Genomic DNA, 24,707 nt, shown 5'->3' on the forward strand with positions numbered 1-24,707 from the left:
GATTTTTCCTCAGGCCGCCGCGTTGCGCCGCATCGGGCTGTTGTCGATGCTGAAGCGGTTGAATAGCGTCGTGAATGGGCTGCCGTCGGTGGCCCGCACGATGGCGTCGGAGGCAGCCACTGCGTCGTAGAGCGCGCCGACCGGATCGTTCACCTCCGGCAGGTCGAGCGCGCTGCGGATTTCCTCGCGCGCCTCGTTGACGTCGTCCTCGTCGTCGAGTGTCGCTTCCAGCGCATCCGCCGCGCGCCGCATCTCGGCGAGATCGCCGCCGGTGGAGAATTTCAGGATGTCGAGCCAATAGGGTCGGGCGACGACGAGCTGGACCCACGCCTCGAAATCCTCCGCGATAATTCCCGCGCGGCCTTCCGACGAGACGTAGAGCACGTTCTGCGACGGGAGCAGCACGAACGCGCCGCCGGAGCCGTCACTGCCGATGTGCAGGGGGCTTTCGATGCCGTCGACGGTGAACCAGGTCTCCTCTTCGGCTGCGAAGGAGACATCGAGGCTGCCGAGCCAGGCGACGGCCTCGCTGTTGGCTGCGAGGACCTCGGGAGTGAGGGGCATCGGCATGGCTCCTTTCAGATCGTTCCGCGCATTTTGTCGCACCCCGGAAAAGACGGGTTCATCTGCGCGAAATTGCAGGGAAATCGCGACGTTAACCGCTTCGCATCTGCAACTTGCGGCTGATTGTCGGGGCCCGCGTAAGAAAGAATTAAAAGCCGGCTACTAGCGTTCCAAACATCTTTCGAAACAATCCGGGCCGAGACCCGGCCGGTCATATTATATCCCTTGGGGAGACAGATGTCGCGCGCATTGATTGAAATCAGTAGTTGCAACGTTGAGCTCGAGCTGCGGCCGATCGAGCCGTCCTGGATCATCGAGGGCAATCCGGTATCGCGCTCGCACATCCTGTCCACCAGCGCCGACGGCACCGCTTCGACCATCATCTGGGCCTGCACCGAAGGGCGCTTCAACTGGTATTACGACATCGACGAGACGATCATGATCATGGAAGGGTCGATCGTGCTCGAAAGCGACGGCATGCCGCCGAAGCGCTACGGTCCGGGCGACGTCATTTTCTTCCGCGATGGCGCGCATGCCAAATGGCATGTCGAGGGACACGTCAAGAAGATCGCCTTCTGCCGCAAGACCAATCCCGTGATGATCGGCTTCCTGATCCGCGTCGTCAACAGGCTCAAGCGGATGTTCGTCTCCGCCGGCGAACGCCGCCCCGCCTCGCTGATGGGGGCCGGCTAGTTTTTAAGGACGCTTCCCAGCGGCCACGACGGAAGAGGGGTCGGGATCAATATCCCGGCCCTTTTTCTCGTCATGACGGCCGTTCGAGCCGGTAGACATCGGTCGCGGTCTGTGAGAACAGCGCCGTCTTCTCGGCCTCACTCAAGGGCGCCGCGATGCGCTTGAAGGCGTTGAAGATCACCTGATAGCTGCACTGGCCCTTGTCCGGCGGGAAATTGCTCTCGAACATCGCCCGCGTGGGTCCAAACGCGTCGATGCAGGTCTCGACATAGGGTCGCCAGGCCGCAGCAAGCTCTTCGGATGACGGCGGCCTCTCGCGCAGATGGAAGTCGTAGCCGAGCAGGCACATCGCGAGCCCGCCGAGCTTCACCACCACGTTCTCACACTTCGCGATCTCCTGGATCGACGCGCGCCACTGCGGAAACACCTCCTCGCGCCGCCCCGCAAAGCGGCCGACGCCTGCCGGGCCGCCGCAATGGTCGAGCACGATCCTGGTGCCCGGAAAGGCGCGCGCGAGCCCGGTCAGCTCGTCGATCTGCGGATGGAACAGCCAGGCATCGAAGCTCAGATTCAGCGGTGCGAGGCAGGCAAAACCCTTGCGGAAGGTCGGGTCCTGCAACAGTCTCTTCGGCCGGTTCGCATACATGCCGGCGACGGCGGGATCCTTGTCCCAGGCCGAGGAATGCCGGATGCCGCGGAAACGGCCGTTGCCTGCCGCGATCTCGGCTTCCAGCACCGGCTTCGCTGCATCGCCCAGCAGCAAATTCACGTGGCTGACGATGCCGGCGCAGATCGCGGCCTTGCCGTAACCGCCGCTCGCGCTCATCGCGGCGACGCCATTGGCGAACTCGACCTCGCCGACGGGCTGGAATGCTTCGGGCCCGTGTGCGCGATACATCGAGCGGCAGTCGACGTAGACGGTGGCGACGATGTTGTGGCCCGAGGCGATGTCCGCCGCCATCTCCTCGATCAGATAGCGGTGCCCGCGATTCCAGAGGTGGTGATGGGGATCGACGATCGGCCGAGCCGAATCGATGATCTCCTCCTGATATTGCGCGAGCCAGTCCTCGCGCGGCTCGACGAACAGCCCGCTCGTATTGGCGGGCAGACCGCTTGCAGCCATCGGCGTTCGCTCCTTTTATTCTCTTGTGGTGGGAGCCTAGCACCTCATCTCTTTGCGCAGCAGCGCACGTTGCGCAACCGCGCTCCTCATCGCGAGCACAGCGGGGCGCCGTCGTCAGATACTCCGCCGCTTCGCCCTTACATCGACCACGAGCCGCCAATTGGCTGCGGCGGCCGGCTTGACCTCGCCGAGCCAATGGAAGGAATCGCCGGTGATCTCGGTAAACCTCCAGCGCGTCAGGTCTCCGGCTTCGGTGACGCCTTCCTGCACGATGTCCTCGCCCTGCGGGCGCCCGACCTGCTGGCGGAACACGCTGCGGCCGGGATCGAACCAGGAGATCCTCCACGCATCGATGGTCGGATCGTAGACCCGCAGCGTCGTGCCGTACCAGTTGCCGGCGATCGGCAACGCCGGGCTGCCCGCGAGGCGGGGGATGATCCAGACGTCCTGGACGGCGCGGCCCTCCAGCACCCAGCCAAAATGGATTTCGCCGGCCGCGGTGTGTTTCGTCCCGTCCGGACCGTGGGCGGTGATCTCGGCGTCCCAATCGCCGACGAAGCGGCCGTAAAGCTGCAGCGCCGCCGCGTGCTCTGGGTTCGGTCCGTCCGCGTGCAACAATCTCGCAAAGTCGGTCATGTCGATCTCCTGTCGTGGGGAGAGCAGCACGACCGGCCGGCAGCCGACTTGGAGAAAATTGCGCGTCAGGCCCCGTCGAGGATGATCACAGTCGGCTTCGACGGCAGCGCATCCCGGGACATGCGGAAGGAGCGCTCGGTGCGGTGGTCGATCTCGAACTGCTGGCCGATGCGGCGCATGAAGTCGTCGAGCGGGGTGGCGAAGCGATGCATCGGCAGCACCACCGAGGCGCGCAGCCGCCTGGTGATATCGGAGACGCCGTCGAGCGACATGGTGTAGGTGCCGTCGATCGGCACCATCACGATGTCGAGCCGCCCGATCTGGGCGAAATGGCTGTCGTCGAGCTTGTGGTGGAGATGACCGAGATGGCCGATGCAGAGGCCCGCGACCTCGAAGATGAAGATCGAATTGCCGTCGCGGATCATGTCGGCGCCGGCATCGTCGCCGACATAGCGGCGGATGTCGGTGGTGACGTTGCGGATGAAGGTGTCGCCGATACGTTCCGACACGATGGCCGGCTTGCCGTCCTCGCCCCAGCCATGCAGCACATGGGGAATGCGCTTGTCGGGATATAAGGAGTAGTGCGTGCTGTGCGCGCGGTTCATGGTGACGACATCGGGCAGCCGTCCGACCTGGTAGGCGCCGCTGTAGTCGGTGGCGATGCGCAAGCCGCCAGGCGTGTCGATGAAATAGGTGGAGTGGCCGGCATAGGTGATCTCGACCTCGGCCGAGCTGGCGGCCTGCCGGAACGCGACCGGCATGGCGCGCGGCGCCGCATTCGCCATCGCCAGACACTCGCTGCGCTGTGGCTGCTGGGCGAGGGCAGGTGCGGCGACCCAGCCAAGAAACGCGAAGACCGCCAAGATTAGTCGATACATAGCAGACCGTCCGTCACTCAAGCAGCGATCCAGACAGTGTATCGTCGAATCCGGCCGCGGTCATGTCGCGCTAGGGCAGCCGCGCCAATCCGCCGCTTGCCTCGATCAATTTCACGGCCTTCTTGTCGAAAGACACGAACGTGTCGGCCCCAAGCCAGTTTCCTTCGTGGGCAATGACGCCATCGGCAAAATCGCCTCCGGCTTCGAGAAAGGCCAATCCAGCTTCGGCCAACGGGCGATTGACGGCCGCATTGGCGGCATTGAGAAAGTGCCGGATGGAAGCTGCGATATCGTCAGCGGAAATCCTGTAGCCTCGTGGGAGAACCCAGCTCAGCTCACAGAGTGCTGAGATCGAGATGGCCACCACGTCGGCCTTCTTGAGAATGGCTTCGGCTGCCTTACTCTGCTCGGCATCATCTTCGTAAGGCAAAATGGCCTTACATTCAAGAGAAGGCAGATCTTCTGAAAGGCCCTCACTCCCGCCGCGGGCTGAATTTCCACGTGATGGCGACGAGCCCTGCGGTGATCAGGCCGCTGATGATGCCGGCAAGCGGCAGCGCGAGCAGAAGCGCGGCGCTGGCAGCCCAGCCGATGGAGGAGAAGGCTTCGGCAAACGTCGCAAGCCGCGACGAGGTCTGGCGGCGGCGGAATTGGCTGCGCCGGGCCTGGACCCGGAACCAGAGCTGGATCGCGGTGGCTGAGGCCGCGCTGATGACAACGGCACCGGCACTGACCGCGGCCTGGAGCGGCGAGGCAAAGGCGAGCGCCGTGACCAGCGGGCAGAAGATGACGGCGATCGCGATCAGCACCACCTCGATCTTGGCGCGGGTGACGCCGGATGGTGTCAACGGTGCGGTCGCGACCAGATCGGGCGCGTCCTCGCCCGAGATCGTCAGCCAGGCGAGCCCTCCTGCGAGCTGTCCCGCCGCCATGACGATAACCGGCGTAATCAACGTCAGCGCCGCGGAACTGTCGGCAAAGCTGCGCCAGAGCAGCAGCGCCGGCGGCACCAGATAGAGCAGCTGCATCAGGGTCTGCGAGACCAGCCAGGGATCACGCCAGAGCAGCGAAAATTCCTTGCGCCGCAGCGCCTGCTGCCGCGATCCGCCGCGGAACGGGCGTTCCTTCGCACCTTGGCGACCGGACTTGCCGTAAGCGGCGGCATCGATCGCAGTATCGGCGAAGCGGCCCGAGAAGATCGCCATGACGCTCCCGAGCAGCACGAGGCCGAGCGCCAGAAGCAGCAGCAGCGGCCCACCGTCGCCCATCGCCGCCCGCGCGGGCCACCACCAGAAGCTGTCGACGTCGGGGGCATGGTCAGCCACGCTACCCGAGGTCAGGATGGTGAAGCGCGACAGGGTGCCGTAGGACATGATTGCCGCGACCTGGAGCGCGATCACAAAGCCGGCGCCGATGATCGCGGCCAGGATCTGGGCTATGAGCCGCGTGCGCGCCGGGCCGATCAGCCGGAACAGCAGGATGGTGACCGCAATCGCGACCGCCGCGGCCGACAGGCCCATGGCGACGACGAGGCCGAACGCCGCAAGCCAGCGCGCGCCGCCCCCGAACACCAGCACGTCGATGAAGGGCATCGAGAACAGCAGCGCCATCACCGTGACGGAGAGCGCGATCGCGGCGATGCGCACCGAGAACAGATTGGCCAGCGTCGCGGGCGAGGACATGATGAGGTCGAGATCGGCACGGGCGTAAAACACCCGCGTCACCGATTCGATCGCCTGCGACACCATCAAGGTCCAGGCCAGAAAGATCGTCGCGGAGATCACGATCAGCGCGGATTTGTCGAGCGGCAAATACAGGTCGGCGAACCGGCCGATCACGGCCCAGGCGGGCACGTGCAGCAGCGCTGCGAAGAACAGCAGGCCGATCACCGCGGCACGCGTTCGCTTGCGCCGCCCCCCGGTCATCATGGCGAACCATTCGCGCCAGGCGAGCCGGAGCTCGTGGCGGGCAAACCAGGAGAGCGCGGTCGCCGAGCTCATGCGGCTTCCTGGAGCGTCACCAAGGCGATGAAGAGATCTTCCAGGCTGGTGTCGCCGTGACCGTTCTGCTGGCGCAGCTCGGTAAGCGTGCCCTCCGCAACCAGGCGGCCGGAGGCGATCACGCCGATGCGGTCGGCCATGCGTTCGGCAACCTCGAGGATATGCGTGGTCATGATGATGGTGCAGCCGGCCTTGACGCGCTCGCTCAGGAGACCCTTCACATGGCGCGCGGAGACGGCGTCGAGGCCGGTCAGGGGTTCGTCGAGAATGATGAGGCGGGGATCGTGCACGAGCGCGCCGGCGAGAGCGACCTTCTGGCGCATGCCCTTGGAAAAGCCCTCGCAGCGTTCGTGCCGGTGCGGCTCGAGCCCGAGCGAGCTCAAGAGCTCCTGCGCGACCGGTTCCGAGACCGATGGCGCGATGCCCCAGAGGCCGGCGACGAATTCGAGATATTCGAGCGGGGTGAGCTTGTCATAGATCATGGGCTCGTCGGACACCCACGCCATCACCTGCTTGGCGGCGACGGGATTCTGGAGCGCGTCGATGCCGAAGATCGAGACCGCGCCGGCATCGGGCCTGAGCAGGCCTGCAACCATGCGCAAAGTGGTGGTCTTGCCGGCGCCATTGGGGCCGACCAGCGCGTAGAATTCGCCGGCATGGATGGTGAGATCGAGGCTATCGACCGCCAGGCGGTCAAAACGCTTCGTTAACCCCAGGACTTCCAGCGCCGATCTGTCGGGCTTCATGACGGGCCACACCATCCGGTTTTGCATTGCTCGCGACCATGACCTGAAGATGTTTCGGCACGGTGAATCGCGTTGCCGCAAATTCCGTCATCCGGATTGGACTAAAGGCAAGTCACCGTTTGTTGACAGCGCTTGGCGGTTCAGGCTGAATTGGCGAAGGGACGAATGGCGCTAACGCAGCAAACGACTGCGTAGCGACTGGACACAAGATGCGGCAAGGCGGTCAGGAAGAACCGCCGGTTGTATCGGGAGGATGCGCGGCGATGCTGGATTTCGTTCAGCAGCTGGTCAGCGGTGTTGCGCTCGGCTGCGTCTACGGCCTGATCGCGCTCGGCTTCGTGCTCGTCTACAAGGCCACCGAGGTCGTCAATTTCGCCCAGGGCGATCTGATGATGCTGGGCGGCTTCTTCGCCTTCACCTTCATCGGCATGATGGGGCTGAACTACTGGGTCGGCTTTGCCGGTGCGGTGGCCGCGATGGCGCTGTTCGGCATGGTGGCGGAACGCGTGGTGGTGCGGCCGATCCTTGGCTATCCGCAATTCTCCATCATCATGGCCACGATCGGCCTCGGCTACTTCCTGCGCTCGATCGCCGGCATGATCTGGGGTACCGACGATCTCAAGATCGAGACCCCGTTCAGCCAGGGCGTGCTGCGCGTCGGTTCGCTGGTGCTCGCCCACGACAAGCTTTCGGTGATCGCGGCGACGGTCATCCTCTGCACGTTGCTGTGGCTGTTCTTCAACAAGACCACGCTCGGCACCGCGATGCGCGCCAGCTCCGAGAACATGCTGGCGGCCTATTACATGGGCATTCCGGTCAAGCGCGTGGTGTCGATCGTCTGGGCGATCAGCGCGGCGGTCGCGACCTGCGCCGGCGTGCTGCTGGCGCCGATCACCTTCATCCACTCCAATGTCGGTCTGGCGCTTGGCCTGAAGGCGTTCCCGGCGGCCGTGCTCGGCGGCTTCGGCTCGATCCCCGGCGCCGTCGTCGGCGGCGTGCTGATCGGGGTGATCGAGAGCATGGCCGGCTTCTATCTGGCGGAGGGCTGGAAGGACGTCGCGCCCTACATCGTGCTGCTCGCCGTGCTCTTGCTCAAGCCCGAAGGCCTGTTCGGCCTTCACGTCCGCAAGAAGGTCTGAACGCCATGCGCTTCCTGTTCAAGACCGACTATGAGGACGACATCAGGCTGTTTCCGCATTCGGGCTATTTCGTCTCCTATGGCCTGTTGCTGGCCGTGCTGCTGATAGCGCCCTACGTGCTCTCCAGCTATGTGATGAGCCAGCTCGTCTTCGTCTGCATCTATGCGACCGTCGGCGTGGCGCTGCTGATCTTGACGGGCTTTACCGGGCAGGCCTCGCTCGGGCATGCCGCGTTTCTGGCGATCGGCGCCTACACGGCGGCCTATTTGCAGAAATACAATGTGCCGTTCCCAATCTATTTCCTTGCCGCAGGTGTCCTGACCGGGTTGATCGGCGCGATGGTCGGCTTCCCGGCGCTGCGCTTGACCGGCATCTACCTCGTCATCGCTACCATCTCCTTTGCCCTGATCGTCGAAGAAATCCTGGCGCGCTGGGAAAGCGTCACCAACGGCAATGAGGGTATGCGGGTCAAGGCGGTGTCGTTGCTGGGGGTTACAGTCTCGCGCGACAGTCCGACCTTCTATTTCCTTTGCCTCGCCGTGCTGGTGCTGACCATCGTCGGCACGCTCAATCTGCTGCGCTCGCCCACGGGACGCGCCTTCGTCGCCATCCGCGACAGCGAGACGGCGGCGCGCAGCATGGGCGTCAATGTCGCGCTCTACAAGGTAAAGTCGTTTGCGATCTCGGCGGCGATCACCGGCTTTGCCGGCGTGCTGTTCGCGCACAAGCTCTCCTTCATCTCGCCGGAGATGTTCACGCTGCAGCTTTCGATCGAGTTCATCATCGTGATCCTGATCGGCGGCACCTTCAGCCTGCACGGCGCGGTGCTCGGCGCGATCTTCATCGTGATGATCGATCCGTTCCTGACCTATCTGAAGGACGACATGCCCGGCATCATCGCCGGCGTCGCCGCGACGTTCGGCGCCGGCACACAGAGTGCCGCGAACGTGCAGTCCAAGGTCGCGGCCTTCGCCTCGCTCAACGGACTGAAGGGCGCGATCTACGGCATCATCATCGTGCTGTTCGTGCTGTTCGAGCCGCTCGGGCTCTACGGCCGCTGGCTCAAGATCAAGCTCTTCTTCCAGCTATTCCCGCTCTACAAGCGCGCCACCTTCAAGCGGCAGAAGATCTACGTGAAATCGGAGCGGAACCGATGAGCTATTTCCGCGCCGAGAATTTGTCGCTGCATTTCGGCGGCCTGAAGGCCGTCGATGCGGTATCCTTCGCGGTCGAGAAGGGCGAGATCCTCTCGATCATCGGTCCCAACGGCGCGGGCAAGAGCTCGATCTTCAACCTGATCTCGCGGATCTACCGGCCGACCTCGGGCCGCATCTTCTTCGAGGACCAGGACATCACCGAAGAGCCGCCCTACGACATCGCCAGGCTCGGCATCGCGCGCACCTTCCAGAACATCGAGCTGTTCGAGAATGCCACCGTGCTCTCCAACCTCCTGGTCGGGCGCCACCGCCATTCGACCACGCAGCTCTGGCAGGAGCTGCTGTTCCTGCCGAGCGTGCGCGCCAATGAGAAGGTGCATCGCCATCGTGTCGAGCAGGTCATCGAGTTCCTCGATCTCGAGCCCTATCGCGACAAGCTGATTTCGGGTCTGCCCTACGGCGTGCGCAAGGTGATCGAGCTCGCGCGCGCGCTCTGCTCGGAGCCGAAGCTGATCCTGCTCGACGAGCCGTCCTCCGGGCTCAACGTCGAGGAGACCGACGACATGTCGTTCTGGATCCGCGACCTGAAGAACGAGCTCGGCGTCACCGTGCTCATGGTCGAGCATGACATGTCGCTGGTCAACCGCGTCTCCGATCGCGTCATCGCGCTGAACTACGGCCGGGTGCTGACCATGGGGTCGCCTGCCGAGGTGCAGCACCATCCCGACGTTGTCGCCGCGTATCTGGGAGCTTGAGGTGATGGATGCCGCGGTGACACCGGATATCATCCTGAAGCTCTCCAACATCGAGAGCTATTACGGGCCGATCATGGCGATCCGCGGCATCTCGCTGGAGGTGCCGCGCGGCCGGATCGTGACGCTGCTCGGAGCCAACGGCGCCGGCAAGACCACGGTGCTGAAGACCATCTCCGGCATTCTCGATCCGCAGAAGGGCGCGATCGAGTTCATGGGCAGGCCGATCCAGCGCATGGAGGCTGACCGCATCGTGCGGCTCGGCCTCAGCCACGTACCGGAAGGTCGCGAGGTGTTCCCGTTCCTCTCCGTGCGCGAGAACCTGATGATGGGGGCCTATCCGCGTAGGGATCGCGACGGCGTTGCGGAAGACATCGAGCGCGTCTATGGCTACTTCCCACGGCTGAAGGAGCGGATCAACCAGCCGGCCGGACAGCTCTCCGGCGGCGAGCAGCAGATGCTCGCGATCGGGCGCGCGCTGATGAACCGGCCGACGCTGCTGCTGCTCGACGAGCCCTCGCTCGGGCTGTCGCCGATCCTGGTGAAGGAGATATTCACCATCATCCGCCGCGTCAACGAGGAGCAGGGCATGTCGATCCTGCTGGTCGAGCAGAATGCCAAGGTGGCGCTGGAGACCGCGCATTACGGCTATGTGCTGGAGATCGGCCGCATCGTGATGAACGATAGCTGCGACCGCTTGATGCATTCCCAGGACATTCAGGAGTTCTACCTTGGCGCCAAGGAAGCGGGCGCGCGAGGCGAGCGGCGCTGGAAAAAGAAGAAGACGTGGCGTTGAGGAAGAACTGGCGCTAAACGGGATTGCCCGTCCGCAACAATAGACCGCCGGCAAGGCAGGCAGTGGAGAGGGAAGCGACGAGGAGGGAACGCGGATGGATCGACCGGCGGTGCTGACGGTCGCTGACACGATCGCGAAGAGCTTTTTGCGCGCCGCTGAAACGCGGGGCGACAGGCCCGCGATCCGCGAGAAGAAATTCGGCATCTGGCAACCGACGAGCTGGCGCGAATGGCTGGAGATCTCGAAGGAGATCGCCTACGCGCTTCACGCCTGCGGCTTTGTGCCCGGCGACGTTGCCTCGATCATCGCCAACGCCGTGCCCGAATGGGTCCACGTCGACATGGGCATCCTGTGCGCCGGCGGCGTCTCGACGGGCATCTATCCGACCGATGCATCGACCCAGGTCGAATATCTCGTCAACGACTCCCGGACGAAAGTGATCTTTGCCGAGGACGAGGAGCAGCTGGACAAGATCCTGGCGTGCCGCGCGCGCTGTCCCTCCCTGCAAAGGATAATCGTGTTCGACATGGAGGGCCTCAGCGGCTTCTCCGACCACATGGTGATGTCGCTCGACGAGTTTCGCGCGCTCGGCCGCAATCACATGGTCGACCGCGAGGCGCTGTGGCAGGAGATGATCGACAGTCGCAGCGCCGGCGATCTCGCTGTGCTCGTCTACACCTCTGGCACCACGGGTCCGCCCAAGGGCGCGATGCACGCCAACCTCAGCGTCACCCATCAGATGCGGCACGCCAACGACTTCATCCCGGCGCGAGAGAACGATGACCGGCTGATCTTCCTGCCGCTCTGCCACGTCGCCGAGCGCATCGGCGGCTACTACATTTCGGTCGCGCTCGGCTCGGTGATGAATTTTGCCGAAAGCCCGGAGACCGTGCCGGACAATCTTCGCGAGGTGCAGCCGACCGTCTTCCTCGCGGTGCCGCGCATCTGGGAAAAATTCTATTCCGCCATCACCATCGCGCTGAAGGATGCAACGCCGTTCCAGCAATGGGTCTACCGCCGCGCCATCGAAATCGGCAATCGCATGGTCGATTGCAAGATCGAGGGTAAAGCGCCGCCGCTGTCGCTCCGCATCGCTAACGGCCTGGCTTATCAGGTCGCATTCCGCAACATCCGCCGCATGATCGGACTCGATCGCTGCCGCATTGCCTTCACCGGCGCAGCGCCGATCGCACCGGAGCTGATTCGCTGGTACCTCGCGCTCGGCATCGACATCCACGAGCTCTATGGCCAGACCGAGAATTGCGGTGTCGCGACCATGATGCCGTCGAAGCGGATCAAGCTCGGTTCGGTCGGCACGGCGGTGCCCTGGGGCGAGGTCGCGCTGTCGCCCGAGGGCGAGATCCTGATCAAGGGCGACTTCCTGTTCATGGGCTATCTGAACCAGCCCGAGAAGACCGCGGAGGCCATCGATCAGCGCGGCTGGCTGCATACCGGCGACGTCGGCACCATCGACAATGAAGGGTTCGTCCGCATCACGGACCGGATGAAGGACATCATCATCACCTCCGGCGGCAAGAACATCACGCCGTCCGAGATCGAGAACCAGTTGAAATTCTCGCCCTACATCTCGGACGCCGTGGTGGTCGGCGACAAGCGGCCGTACCTCACCTGCCTCGTGATGATCGACCAGGAGAATGTCGAGAAGTTCGCCCAGGACCACGACATCCCCTTCACCAATTATGCCAGCCTGTGCCGCGCGTCGGAGATCCAGGACCTGATCTGGCGCGAGATCGAAGGGGTCAACACCAATTTCGCCCGCGTCGAGACCATCAAGAGGTTTTTCCTGATCGAACGCCAGCTCACCCCGGAGGACGAGGAACTGACGCCGACCATGAAGCTGAAGCGCGGCTTCGTGAACAAGCGCTATGCCGCCGAGATCGACGCGATGTATCGCGAGCGCGCGGTGGCGTGACGTGCGCATGCTCCTGGAAGAGTGGGAAGTTTTTCCGACAAGAGGCATGCGCGGAAACAAAGGGATGTTCGTCTGAAGACAGCGAAGGAGTGATGGCCCCCGCCCTTCGCATAATACGGGCCCCAAGGAGAGGAGACGTCAATGTCGAGATCGATGAGAGCGTTCGGCCTTGCGGTGGGCGCGATGGCGCTCACCAGTCTGCCGGCCGCGGCGCAAACCAAGGTCACCAACGAAGGCATCTCGGGATCCGAGATCGTCATCGGCACCCATCAGGATCTGTCGGGCCCGATCAAGGGCTGGGGCGTGCCGGTCTCCAACGGCATGAAGATGGCGGTCGAGGAGGTCAACGCGGCGGGCGGCGTCAACGGCCGCAAGATTCGGCTGGTCGTCGAGGATAGCGGCTACGATCCGAAGAAGGCCGTGCTGGCTTCGCAGAAACTGATCGAGCGCGACAAGATCTTCGCGATGGTGGGAGCAATGGGATCGCCGACCGTGCTCGCCGCGCAGGATATCCTGCTCGATGCGGGGGTGCTTCAGCTCTTCCCGCTGACGGCGGCCGAGTTCACCTTCAAGTTCGATCCGGCCAAACCGCAGGAGCGGCTGAAGTTCAATAACCTGCTGCCCTATGTCGAGAGCACACGCGCGGCGCTGAAATACATGATGGAGTGGAAGAAATTCCAGAAGCCGTGCATCATGTACCAGGATGACGAGTACGGCAAAAACGTGCTCGACGGCTTCAGCCAGCAGCTCACCGCCATGAAGGTGCAGCCGGCCTCGATCACGAGCTACAAGCGTGGCGCCTCCGACTTCAGCGCGCAGATCGCCAAGATGAAGTCCGACAGCTGCGACCTCGTCGTGCTCGGCGCGATCCTCCGTGAGCCCATCGGCGCCATGACCGAGGCCAAGAAGCTCGGCTGGGAGGTTACCTTCCTCGGCGCCACGCCCACCAATGTGATGGAGGTGCCCATGCTCGGCAAGGAAGCCGTGGAAGGCCTCTACGCCGCCGCCCTCTTCGAGATCCCCTACGAGGACACGGCCAAGGGCAAGGTCAAGGACTGGCTCGCCACCTACAAGAAGATGTTCGGCACGGACGCCAACACCCAGGCCATCATCGGCTACAACGCGGTCATGACCTTCGCTTTCTACGCGCAGAAGGCCGGCAAGGATCTGACCGGTCAGAAGATGCTCGACGCGCTGGAATCCGGGGACAAGTTCGTCGACATCTTCAACTCGCCTCCGACGAAGTTCTCCAAGATTGACCATCTCGCCAGCACCATCACCCAGGTGCAACAGGTCAAGGGCGGCCGCTGGGTGCTGGTGAAGGACAATCTGATGTTCTGATCTCTCGCCGCAACGATGGTGCACCCTCTCCCCTTGTGGAAGAGGGTGGCATCGTGTCAGCGAAGCCGGGGGAGGGTCTCTATCCCCACGAACGGTCCTGCGAGTGGAGAGGACCTCTCATCCGGCGCTTCGCGTCACCTTCTTCCACGAGGAGAGAAGGGAAGAAAACACCTACGAGCCCCCGCCCGCAGTGCCCGAGCTCACCGGGGCCAGCGCGTCCTCCCGGCATCGCCAGCCGTCGGCGGCTTTCACGAAGGCGAAGGTTCGCTGGATCCTGAGGCGGCGCGTGACGTTGAAGGCGTCTGCGGAGCGCTCCTTGTTGCCGGCTCCCGGCTGCGGACGACCCGTTCCGGCGTCCCAGCAAGTGCCCGTGCAGATGGTCGCGACCCTGCTGCAGGTGGCGAACGGCGCCAGCACCGCCATTTCGATCTCGCCCGTGACCTGCGCCTCCTGCTCGGCCACATGGCTGTCGATGGCGTAGACGCGGGTGATGCGGAGGAAATTGCCACAGGAATTGGCCGCATGGATTCGCGCGGCGCAGAAGTCGACGGCGTCTGTGTCGGGCGAGCGGGCTGCGACCTGCCGGCCAAACACCTTCTTGGGATCGCCTTTCGCCGCGCCGATTTCGTCGGTCTTGTGCTTCAGATATGCGGCGAGACAGTCCTCAGCGGATTCGAGCTCTCCGAGCGGGACGTTCTCCTTGCCGACAAGATTGCATTTGCGATCGCGCTCCCGCGTCCACCGGCCATATTCGGCAAAGGCAAAGCGCGACGCGGTCGAATCGAGTTTGCCGATCAAACCGAGCACCTGGCCGTTCAACTCGGTCTCGGCAAGCGCCAGCGACGGGTCCGCACAAATCACCGCGCCCGCGGCGGTGTTGGCCGCGAGACAGTCGAAATCCGGATCGCGCACGATCGCGGCGCGCTCCTCGGTCACCTTGAGTAGACATGCCTTCACCCGGTCGAAATCGCCGGTGCGGATCGCGGTCTGGCCGACGATGCCGCAACCGAGGTTGCGCTGGCGAACCCAGATCGCGTTTTCCTCGATCGCCGGCAGGCGATCGGGCAGGCGGCCAAGCCGCGCCTCGATTCCCGAGTTCAGCTTCTCGGCCGCAGCGGCAAGCTCGGGATCACCGCAGAACAATTGATTGCCGGGGTCGCGGATCTGCTGGCAGTTGTTCTGGGCGAATAGCGGCAGCCTGTCGGCGACGGAGCGGTCGGATGGGCCGGATTGCGCGAGGCCTGGTGCTGCCGGCAAGGCCAGCAGCGCAAGCACAGACAGCACGATGAACCGCATTCCCGTCGCCCCCAGTATGGCCGCGGCCATGCTAGCAGTTCCGGATCGCGCGGCGAAATGGGTTTGTGGTGGGTGGTCGGCACGGGCCTGCAGCCTGGATTCGCTGTGCTCCATCCAGGCACCAGATCAATCAGCGTGCCTCGTCGGCGACCAGCGATATCCGCACCGGCTCGTCGACATATTTCATCACGGCCGACTGGAAGAGCACGAACAGCGGCTGGTAGCTCCGTGCGGCGTCGTCCTCGACCATTGCCATGCGGCGGTTGTCGAGCATCAGCCAGTGGCCCTCGAGCCGTGCGGCGACAACCGCATGCTCTTCCCCGGCGCGGGTGTCACGCACCACGACGATGCGGAGGTCATCGCTGGCAACGCCCGCGAGCCGCAACGCGGCGAGCTTGGCAATGGCATAGTCCTCGCAGTCGCCGGCGCCGCGCTCGAGGGTCGCGAGCGGCGAACTCCAGACATCCTCGGCACCGTCATTGGCTGCCCGGATGGCGAGGTTGATGGCGCGATTGGTTTCGCCGAGCCGGGCGCGGCCGTCACGGCTGCGGGCCTGGTCGACGATGGCGAGCAGTTTCAGTGCGGCGGGCGAAGCACAATTGTCCCGGTCGCCGTCGCACAGTGCGAGCTGCACCATGTCGTCGTCCAGCTTGGATTTCAGCGCGAGCCATTTCTGTTGCAGGCCGCCGCCGGAGATGGCGAAGGCGAACACGCCGAACGGCTCGGCGGATTTGCGCACGAGGATGCCGGCCCCCGGCGACAGCAGCGTGCCGGCGCGAAGTTCGGCGGCCGATCCGAGCAGGATCAATCCGCACAGGACAAGGATTGCGCGCCAGGCGCGCGAGCGAGCAGCGGTCTCCATCTGACATCCCCTTCCGGCTTCGTCAGGTCCCCCTCGACCTGTGCGTGCCGGGCTTTGTTGCTTTCGCGGAGATAGTGCGAGACGGGCCGTTTTGTTCTGCTTAACGCGCCCGGCTGCGGTCCCAAAACCGGGGGACAGGCTGAAACGGGCCTGCTCGAATTGCGTAAAGTTTTACGATTCGGGGGCTATCGGGGGCTAAGAGGGCACGGCTGCCGCGAATTCGCACCAATTGCAGGCAAAAGTTGCAGGGAACTTGGTTCCGTGCCGTATGGCTAACGACCCGCTATTTCACGGGTTCTGTTAGTTGGATCACAGATCTAGCTCCGTATTTGGCGCAAGATCCTGCGGGGAACCGCGAAAAAAAGATGACAAAAGTATCTATTGTAGAATTTCTACAATAGAACACATGGGGTGACTTGAAATGAGCGAGAATAAGTCCCGCTTTACTTTTCATTATTTCAAAAATTACTTTGACTTCTCTGCGGGTGCCCTGCCGCTTGGGAGCAACGACCGCTTGGTGATGCGAAATCACACAAGCAATAGATGGTTTCGCTAAGGACTTGGTAATGATATGCAAGTTTAGGCGAACGATACTTACTTAAATTTTAACCCTTTTTTTGGTGCCCGGTTGAATTACGCTGGCAAATTTGACGCCGCGATTTCCTTGGACGGCCTGGGTTCCCGCTCGCCCGCCGATGGCCATGTCGATTCCTTCATTGCCAAGGCTCATGGGCATGTGCCGGAAGGCGCGTTCGTCGTTCCCGATCCCAACCTGATCTTTCACGGTGAGTTCAAGCGCGCCGGCGCCGATCTGGTGCTGTCGCATGAGGGTCACGAGTTCGTCGTTCACGATTATTTCAGGGGCGACAAGCGCGCGGCGATCTCATCGCCCGATGGCGCCCATCTCACCGGCGACATCGTCAACGCGCTCACCGGCCACGTCCAATATGCGCAAGCCGCGTCCGGCATCGCCGCCGCGCAGGTCATCGGCCACGTCACCAAGCTCGCCGGCAGCGCCACGGCTATCCGCAACGGCGTCTCGGTCATCCTGAACAACGGCGACAATGTCGAGAAGGGCGATGTGGTCTCGACCGGTGCGGATTCGACGCTCGGCATCACCTTCATCGACGGCACCGTGTTCGGCCTGTCCTCCAATGCGCGGATGGTGCTGAACGAGATGGTCTACGACCCCAACGGGTCGAACAACTCCTCGCTGCTCAGCCTGGTCGCAGGCACCATCACCTTCGTTGCCGGCGAGACAGCCAAGCACGGCGACATGAAGGTCGACACGCCGGTCGCCACCATGGGCATCCGCGGCACGGCCGTGCTGAGCCAGATCAATTTCGTCGTTCCCGCCGGCGGCGGCGATCCGCAGCCGCAGGCGAGCTTCCAGGTTCTGGTCGAGCCGAACGGCACCACCGGCTCCTACATCCTGTTCGACAAGGTCACGCTGCTGCCGATCGCGACGGTCAATCAGGCCGGCCAGATGATCCAGATCAGCGGCGGCAACGTCTCGATCTCCAACGCGCTGATGTCGCCGGACATTCAGAAGCTGATCACGGACGTGTTCACACTGAAGTTCACCGACAACAACAGCAATACCAAGCTGACCACGAACTTCACCGATTCGATCACCCAGACCGGCAACATCGTCGTGATCAAGACGGACACCGGTGCCACCGCGACCGCGACCTTCACGAATCTGAATCAGCCGGGATCGCAGGGCCCCGGCCATGATCCGTCGACCAGCACCCGTGTTCCCGGCCCGCCCCTTTCCCGAAGTCTCGATGCCAACGGCAATGTGACGTCGGCGTTTGCGCTGACGGAGCGCGCGGACAAGACCGGCGACACCGTGGATTCCGACACGGTCTCCGGCCGAATCACCTTCATCGATCAAAACCTGGGCGATCGGCCGACGGTGAGCGTGGATCTCGCCGGTGCGCCGAACTACGTCTACAAGAGCGCCGGCCAGCAGGATGTCACCGGCACGCTCTCTGCGCTTCAGAAGCAGGACATTGCGGCGACGCAGATCCAGATCAACGTCGCCGCCGACGGTGGCAACAGCAACAATGGTTCGGCGGTCTGGACCTACACAATTCCGGACCACGTCTTCGACTTCCTCGCGGCCGGCGAAACCCTGACGCTGACCTACAAGGTCAGCATCAACAACAATTTCTCGGTCAACCCCGAAACGTCGTTCATCGACATCACCATCACCATCACCGGCACCAACGACAAGCCGGTGATCACCACCAGCGTTCCGACCATCACCTTCGAGGGCGGCACCAGCGTGCCGGGTGGCCCGCTCAGCAGCGAGGTGCCGACGACGGGCACGCTGAGCTTCGACGACGTCGATCTCACCGACAAGCATACGGTGTCGGTGGCGCTGACCAGTGCGACCCTGCCCGATGGCACGACTGTTCCGCCGGGTCCGCTTGCAGCGTTCCAGAACGCGATGTCGGTCGCGATCGCAGCCGGTGCCGACAGCACCGGGGACGGCACCGGCACCATCAACTGGTCTCTGGCCGACCTTCCCGTCTACCTTGCCGACTTCATTCCGAGGGGCGAGGTGCTGACGCTGATCTACACCGTGACGCTGACGGATTTGCAAGGCGCCACCTCGCAGCAGACCATCACCGTCACGATCACGGGCACCGATGCGCCTGCCGTGGTGTGGATCGCAACGGAGAAACCCGAGGCTCCCTCCGGAGGCTTCTGGAAAGATGCGGCAAACTGGGCAACCGGCACCGTTCCGACCATCGACGACGACGTCATCGTCATCACCGATCAATTGCACGGCCTGACGCCGTCTTTTCCGGCCACGATCGATGCGGCAGCCTATGCCAAGTCGGTCACGATGAATGATTTTGGCGGTCCACCGCCGCAGCTGATCAACCAGAGCTCGCTGACCATCGCGGGCTCGCTCGACATGAGTGCGGACTCGATCTTCACGAACGCCGCGACTGGCACGATGTCGGTCGGCGGCCTGGCCGAGATCCTGGACACCAGCGTACTCAGCAATGCCGGATACCTGACGCTCAAAGCCGGCGGCGATTTCGCCGTCGGCACCACGATCACCAATTCGGGCACGCTCGAACTATTTGGCGGCACGCTGAAGACGTTGGCCACGATCCACAATGCCGGCGGCACGCTGAAGACCGATGCCGGCGCGACGCTGATCGTCGATGGCACGACGGTCGATGGTGGCACCGTCACCATTCTGGGCACGCTGGAGCTCGAAGGCAGCAGCCTGATCGAGAACGGCACGCTGAACAATTCCGGCACGGTCAACGTCAAGGACACGGCGGAATTCGCCCACGAGACCGTCGCCAACACGCCAAGCGGAACGATCAAGGTGTTGGCGAATGGTTGGCTGATCATCGACCAGGGCTCCGGCGTCACCAATGCCGGCAACGTCACCGTCGATGCCACCGGCAAGCTGACGGTGAACGGCGCAACGATCAGCGGTGCCGGGACTGTCACAGTCAACGGCGAGATCGACCTGACGGGCAACGCCGTGCTGAGCGGCGGTATCCTGAAGAACAACACCACGTTCAATGTCAGCGGCACCGGCAATGCGCTGGATGGCGAAACCGTCACCAATGCCGGCACCATCGAAGTGCTGGCCAACGGTGCACTGACGATCGACCAGGGCTCGACCATCGACAATTCGAGCGGCACTGTCATCGTTGACGGTAGTGCCGCGCTGATGCTGGATCATGCCACGATCAGCGGCGGCGCCGTCAACGGCAGCGGCACCATCGATGTCACCGGCGCCAGCAAGATCGACGGCGGCGCGACGCTGAGCACGAGCATCGTCACGGCGGACGCCAAGCTGACGCTGGACGGCGTCACGGTGTCGGGCTCGACGATCACCGACAATTCCAGCATCGAGCTGAACAACACCGTCAAGCTCAAGGACGGCGCCAAGATCCAGGGCGGCCCGATCAGCAACAACGGCACGCTGGAGATCGCCGGCGCGGCGACGCTGCTCAACGATGTCCTGACCAATACCGGCCACACCGTCACGGTCGACGATGGCCAGACGCTGACGCTGTCCGGAACCGAGATCACCGGCGGCACCATCAACAATTTCAGCGGCTCGGTCGGCGGTGCGATCGACGTCACCGGGAACAGCAAGATCGACGGCAATGCGACCCTGAACAAGGGCGCCGTCACGGTCGAAAACGGTGTCACGCTGACGCTCGATGATGCGACCGTTGCAGGGAGTGCGATCGCCAATCATGGTGCAGTCAAGGTCGATACGAGCAAGAAGCTGACGCTGTCGGATGTGGGCTTGACCGGCGGTGGGCTCACGATCTCCGGCACGCTGGATTCGTCCGGGGCGACCACGATCACCGATGCTGCCATCATCAACAACGGCCTGATCGAAGCGGTCGGCGGCCTGCTGACGCTTGCCACCGTCACTTCGGCCACCATCGCCAACGCCGGCACGCTTCAGGCCAATGGCGCCGAACTCGACATCGACCATGAGGCCGTCACCAACACCGGCACGCTGGCCGCGATCAATGGCGGCACGCTGAAGCTGATCTCGATGACGGTGACCAACGGCACCGGCGCGGTTTCGGTCGGGGCCGGCTCGACGCTCGATCTCGTCGGTGCAGTCATCGACGGCGGCACGTTGACGATCGCGGGCACGCTGGAATCGACCGGCACGAGCGCGATCAACGACGCCGACATCACCAACACCGGCACGATCACTGTCACCGGCGGCACGCTGACGATCGATCCGGTGACGCTGCACACCATCACAAATTACGCTCTGATCCGGGTGAGCAACGGCGAACTCGACGTCTCCGGCGACCTGATCGTGAATACGGCCGAGATCAAGGCGATCGACCACGGCGTCCTGAAGCTGACCGATGTCACGATCACCAATGGCGGCGGGACGGTCACGGTCGACGCGACGTCGAAGCTGTATCTGTCCGGTGTCACCTCGATCAATGGCGGGTCTCTGACCAACGCCGGCAATCTCTACGGGGTCTCCGGTCTCAACACGATCTCGGCCGCGGTCACCAACACCGGCGCCATCGAGGTCCAGGCCGGAACGCTCAACCTTTCCGGCGGCCTCAGCGGCGTCGGCTCGGTGACCATCGACGACGGCGCGACGCTGGAGCTCGCGGGGGCGACGGCCCAGACCATTACCTTCGCCGGCGGCACTGATACCCTCCAGCTCGACAAGGCCGCGGGCCAGAGCTTCACCGGCACCATCGCCGGCCAGTCGACGACAGCCGGCACGTTCACAATCAAGGGCGCGGCCGATATCACGACATCGAGCGGCGACGCGCTCGACTTCACCGCGTCGGGCGGCACGAATGTCGCACCGGCCGATATCATGCTCGCACTCACCGGTAAGTTGACGGGCGCGGCGAGCGGCATTGTCGTCACCCAGAACGGCGCCGGCGACATTTCGCTGACGGCAACCGGCGGCGCCATTGGCGGCGCATACGGCATCGACGCGGTCACCCAGGGTGATGGCGACATCACCATCGACGCCGGCGGCATCATCACGGGCAGCGCGATCTACGGCATTCGGGTCCGCAGCTACGGCTCGGGCAGCGAGGCGGTCACGACCGAGGCCGGCAGCGTCATCACGTCGGGCAGCTCCGGCATCGTTGCAGTCAATCGGGCGACGTCCCTCGGCGCAGCATCCGGCAGCACCATCACCATCAACGCCTACGGTACGATCAACTCCGGCAGCAGCCAGAACCAGAGCGGCAATGCGCCCGCCGGCATCCAGGCCGGCTACAACGGTGCCGCCACCGGCAGCAACGCCAACACCGGCGTGAACGGCTCGGTCGTCGTCAACAACCACGCGAACATCACCGCCGCGGCGGGTTACGGCATTCACGCATATAATTACGGGAATGGCGACGTCACGGTGAACGATGCAGCCGGCACCATGATCGTCGGTGCCGAGGAAGGCATCAGGGCGCAGGCGCTCGGCGGCGGCGCCGGCGACGTCAGCGTGACGCTCGGTGCCGGTGCGTCGGTGACGGGCACCACCAGCTACGGCATCCTCGCCTACAGCATCGATGCGGGCGACATCAGTGTCACCCTCGCAAACGGCGACAGCATCATTTCGGGCAGCTCGGGCATCGTGGCTGTCAATTATGCGACCGCGATTGCCGCCGACGTCGACAGCACGATTTCCGTCGTGGCGCATGGCACGATCCATTCCGGCCCGACCGCGAACTCCGACACCTCCATTCCGGGCGGGATCATCGCCGGCTATAAGCCGGGCGGCACCAGCGCCTTCTCCAACGCAGTCAATGGCGACGTCATCGTCACGAGTGACGCGACGATCGTCGCTGACGCCGGCTACGGCATCGAGGCGTTCACCTGGGGCGCCGGCGATATCACGGTCACGACCGGCGCGACGTCCTCGATCACCGCCGCCACGGGCACCGCGATCGGCGCCTTCGATCACGGCGGCGGCAACGTCAGCGTCACCAACGATGGCTCCGCCACCGGCGCGGTCGGTCTCGCCGCCGTTGCCACCGGTAATGGCGACGTCACCATCGTCAATCATGGCAGCATCACCAGCACGAGCCTGGCCGGCATCAGCGTCACGCAGAACGAGGCCGGCGCGGCCGGCTCGACCCACATCATCAATACCGGATCGATCGTGGCGCCGACCGCCCACGCCGCGATCTATATCCAGGAGAACACGGCCGGCGGCTCCGCGCTGATCGACAATTCCGCCACCGGAACGATCGGACCCGCCGTCGCCTCGACCGTGACCGCCATGACCTACGCCATTGTCGAGACCGGCGGCGCTATCACGATCAACAATGACGGCCACATCAACGGCAATATCTCAGTCGCCACCGCCACGTTCAACAACAAGTCGGGCGGTATCTGGACCGTCTCCGGCAGCAGCGTGTTCGGCAATCTGTCCTCGATCGGTAACGCCGGCGAGATCGATCTCCTCAATGGCGCCTCGGTTTCCGGCTCCGGCCTGAGCATCGCCAATTCCCACGACATCGACAGCTGGGGCACGGCGTCGATCTCCGGCACCATCACCAACACCGGCAGCATCGAGGTCCACACCGGAACGCTGACGCTGTTCGGTTCGCTGTCCGGCGCAGGCTCGGTCAAGATCGAGGCCAATGCGACCCTCGAGGTCAACGCCACGGTGTCGCAGACCGTGACCTTCGAAGGCGGCGGTGCCGAGCTCCAGATCGACACCACGAGTTTTGGCGGGTCGATCGCCGGCTTCGCCGCGACCGACAAGCTCGACCTGTCGACCATCACGTATGATAGCGGGACAACGGCGACCTACGACGTTTCGACCGGCGATCTCGCCGTGAGCGACACCCATGGGCATACGATCACGCTGCACCTCCTCGGCGACTACAGCGACGTCCGCTTCGTCACCAGCAGCGACGGAAGCGGCGGCACGAACGTCGAGCTGATTCCGACCGATCACTGGACCGATGCTACGGGCGGCACCTGGAATGACGCGTCGAACTGGAGCCTGGGCGTGCCTGCGGCCAATTACGACGTCAAGCTCGACGCGCCTGGGACCTATACCGTCGACAGCACGACCAGCGTCACGATCGAAGATCTCACCGTTGCCTCGGGCGTGACGCTGAAGACCGAGCCCGGCACCGTGTTCACGGTGAACGGTGACGTCGTCGACAATGGTCTGATCGAGGCCGGCCCGTTCTCCGGAAACGACGTTTCGAACATCGACATCAAGGGCGACGTCAGCGGCACCGGGGCGATCGAGATCTCCAACAAGGCCGTCGTCGAGATCGAGGGGTCTGTTTCGGGGACGCTGGTCGACGGATCGTTCTCGGGAATCGTCGTCTATTACGACAACGGTCTGGGCACGCTGATCCTGGACCACTCCAGGGATTTCCACGGGCTCATCTCGGGCTCGCCGGCCGGGGCTCCGCTCTCGTCCGGTAACGAGATCGACATGAAGGACCTCGCCTGGACGTCCTCGATGTCGGCGCAGGCACAGTACGATCAGGCCACCAACATCACGACCGTCGACTTCTACAACGGCGCGACCACCATCACCCTGTCGTTCCTCGGCAGGGACCTGAATTGGCACCTTGAGAGCGACGGTCATGGCGGCACCACCGTCTACGATCCGCTTGCCGATTCACCCATGACGATCGAGACCGGTTCGGTGCTGAACCTCAGCGAAGCTTCCGCCGAGGACGTGATCTTCGTCAACGGAACCGGAACCACCGGCACCTTCGCGATCGACCACGCCGCCGACTTCACCGGCGTCATCAACGGCTTTGCCGGTGACGGTACCCTCGCCAATTCGGATCTCCTCGACCTCAAGGACATCGGCTTCTCGAGCCTGACCGGGGTGACCTACACCGAGAACGCCGACCATCTGGGCGGCGTGCTGACGCTGAGCGACGGGACCGATACCGCGATCCTCAAGTTTGCCGGGAACTACAACATCGACAGCTTCGATTTCGCCAGCGACGGCAATGGCGGCACGCTGGTCGTCGATCCACCCACGGGACCAACCCTCGTCGGGACCGACGGGCAGGACCAGTTTACCTTCACGAATTCGACGCTTGCGGTTCAGAGCACGATCCTCGATTTCGAGCTGGGCCAGGACAAGATCGACCTGCAGAAGTTTGCCGGCATCCAGTCCTTCAGCGATCTCGGCATCACGCAACAGGGAGCCGACACTCTGGTCACGCTCGACGATCACCAGTCGATCCGCGTGAAGAATCTTGTGGCGAGCAGCCTGCACGCCAGCGATTTCATCGTCGCGAACCATGCTTGACGGCCA

Annotated in this window: 17 protein-coding genes; 8 read left to right on the forward strand and 9 right to left on the reverse strand. The window is 63.7% G+C overall.

Features of this window, described 5'->3' with window-relative positions:
• Positions 1-9: 9 nt before the first annotated feature.
• Entirely contained in the window at positions 10-564 is a 555-nt protein-coding gene (locus tag OC450_RS15365) for a hypothetical protein (protein ID WP_211381928.1), read from the reverse strand.
• Between the two features lie 237 nt (positions 565-801).
• Between OC450_RS15365 and OC450_RS15370 the strand changes: the two genes are divergently transcribed.
• Positions 802-1,257, forward strand: coding sequence for a cupin domain-containing protein (locus OC450_RS15370; RefSeq protein WP_211381929.1), 456 nt, complete (start codon positions 802-804; stop codon positions 1,255-1,257).
• A gap of 70 nt (positions 1,258-1,327) precedes the next feature.
• On the opposite strand, the gene OC450_RS15375 is transcribed toward OC450_RS15370, so the two are convergent.
• The 6 genes from OC450_RS15375 to OC450_RS15400 form a co-directional block, all read right to left on the reverse strand.
• The gene (locus OC450_RS15375) at positions 1,328-2,380 is read right to left on the reverse strand and encodes an amidohydrolase family protein (RefSeq protein WP_211381930.1); all 1,053 of its coding nucleotides are present in this window, start codon (positions 2,378-2,380) and stop codon (positions 1,328-1,330) included.
• A 114-nt stretch (positions 2,381-2,494) separates the two neighbouring features.
• Positions 2,495-3,016, reverse strand: a complete 522-nt coding sequence (locus tag OC450_RS15380; RefSeq protein WP_211381931.1) for a hypothetical protein — start codon at positions 3,014-3,016, stop codon at positions 2,495-2,497.
• A gap of 65 nt (positions 3,017-3,081) precedes the next feature.
• Complete coding sequence (locus OC450_RS15385) at positions 3,082-3,894, reverse strand: MBL fold metallo-hydrolase (protein ID WP_211381932.1); 813 nt, start codon at positions 3,892-3,894, stop codon at positions 3,082-3,084.
• 70 nt (positions 3,895-3,964) lie between these two features.
• The gene (locus OC450_RS15390) at positions 3,965-4,324 is read right to left on the reverse strand and encodes a type II toxin-antitoxin system VapC family toxin (RefSeq protein ID WP_262048224.1); all 360 of its coding nucleotides are present in this window, start codon (positions 4,322-4,324) and stop codon (positions 3,965-3,967) included.
• A 43-nt stretch (positions 4,325-4,367) separates the two neighbouring features.
• Positions 4,368-5,894: a permease gene (locus OC450_RS15395; protein WP_262048225.1), complete on the reverse strand. Its 1,527-nt coding sequence runs from the start codon at positions 5,892-5,894 to the stop codon at positions 4,368-4,370.
• Positions 5,891-6,640 carry an ABC transporter ATP-binding protein gene (locus tag OC450_RS15400; protein ID WP_211381934.1) on the reverse strand — a complete coding sequence of 250 codons (750 nt, stop codon included), beginning with the start codon at positions 6,638-6,640 and terminating at the stop codon, positions 5,891-5,893. The genes OC450_RS15395 and OC450_RS15400 overlap by 4 nt, the downstream gene beginning before the upstream one ends.
• A 263-nt stretch (positions 6,641-6,903) precedes the next feature.
• Here OC450_RS15400 and OC450_RS15405 point away from each other — a divergent pair, with 263 nt between their 5' ends.
• The 6 genes from OC450_RS15405 (at position 6,904) to OC450_RS15430 (ending at position 13,758) form a co-directional block, all read left to right on the forward strand.
• Positions 6,904-7,779, forward strand: a complete 876-nt coding sequence (locus OC450_RS15405; RefSeq protein WP_211381935.1) for a branched-chain amino acid ABC transporter permease — start codon at positions 6,904-6,906, stop codon at positions 7,777-7,779.
• A 5-nt stretch (positions 7,780-7,784) separates the two neighbouring features.
• On the forward strand, positions 7,785-8,936 hold the full coding sequence (locus tag OC450_RS15410) for a branched-chain amino acid ABC transporter permease (protein ID WP_256805577.1): 1,152 nt from the start codon (positions 7,785-7,787) through the stop codon (positions 8,934-8,936).
• Positions 8,933-9,691 (forward strand): ABC transporter ATP-binding protein, encoded by a 759-nt coding sequence (locus OC450_RS15415; protein WP_262048226.1) that lies wholly within the window; start codon positions 8,933-8,935, stop codon positions 9,689-9,691. The genes OC450_RS15410 and OC450_RS15415 overlap by 4 nt, the downstream gene beginning before the upstream one ends.
• A gap of 4 nt (positions 9,692-9,695) precedes the next feature.
• A complete protein-coding gene (locus OC450_RS15420; protein ID WP_211382420.1) occupies positions 9,696-10,484 on the forward strand; it encodes an ABC transporter ATP-binding protein in 789 nt (262 codons plus the stop codon).
• A 94-nt stretch (positions 10,485-10,578) separates the two neighbouring features.
• Complete coding sequence (locus OC450_RS15425; protein WP_211381938.1) at positions 10,579-12,417, forward strand: AMP-dependent synthetase/ligase; 1,839 nt, start codon at positions 10,579-10,581, stop codon at positions 12,415-12,417.
• Between the two features lie 141 nt (positions 12,418-12,558).
• Complete coding sequence (locus tag OC450_RS15430; RefSeq protein ID WP_262048227.1) at positions 12,559-13,758, forward strand: ABC transporter substrate-binding protein; 1,200 nt, start codon at positions 12,559-12,561, stop codon at positions 13,756-13,758.
• Between the two features lie 171 nt (positions 13,759-13,929).
• On the opposite strand, the gene OC450_RS15435 is transcribed toward OC450_RS15430, so the two are convergent.
• Both OC450_RS15435 and OC450_RS15440 read right to left on the reverse strand, forming a co-directional pair.
• A complete protein-coding gene (locus OC450_RS15435) occupies positions 13,930-15,054 on the reverse strand; it encodes a hypothetical protein (RefSeq protein WP_315986393.1) in 1,125 nt (374 codons plus the stop codon).
• 130 nt (positions 15,055-15,184) lie between these two features.
• Positions 15,185-15,916: a transglutaminase-like cysteine peptidase gene (locus tag OC450_RS15440; protein WP_211381940.1), complete on the reverse strand. Its 732-nt coding sequence runs from the start codon at positions 15,914-15,916 to the stop codon at positions 15,185-15,187.
• Positions 15,917-16,544: 628 nt separating this feature from the next.
• Between OC450_RS15440 and OC450_RS15445 the strand changes: the two genes are divergently transcribed.
• Positions 16,545-24,701, forward strand: a complete 8,157-nt coding sequence (locus tag OC450_RS15445) for a FecR domain-containing protein (RefSeq protein WP_410050514.1) — start codon at positions 16,545-16,547, stop codon at positions 24,699-24,701.
• Positions 24,702-24,707: the final 6 nt, after the last annotated feature.

The organism is Bradyrhizobium sp. Bra78, from assembly GCF_024519855.1.
GTDB lineage: Bacteria > Pseudomonadota > Alphaproteobacteria > Rhizobiales > Xanthobacteraceae > Bradyrhizobium > Bradyrhizobium japonicum_G.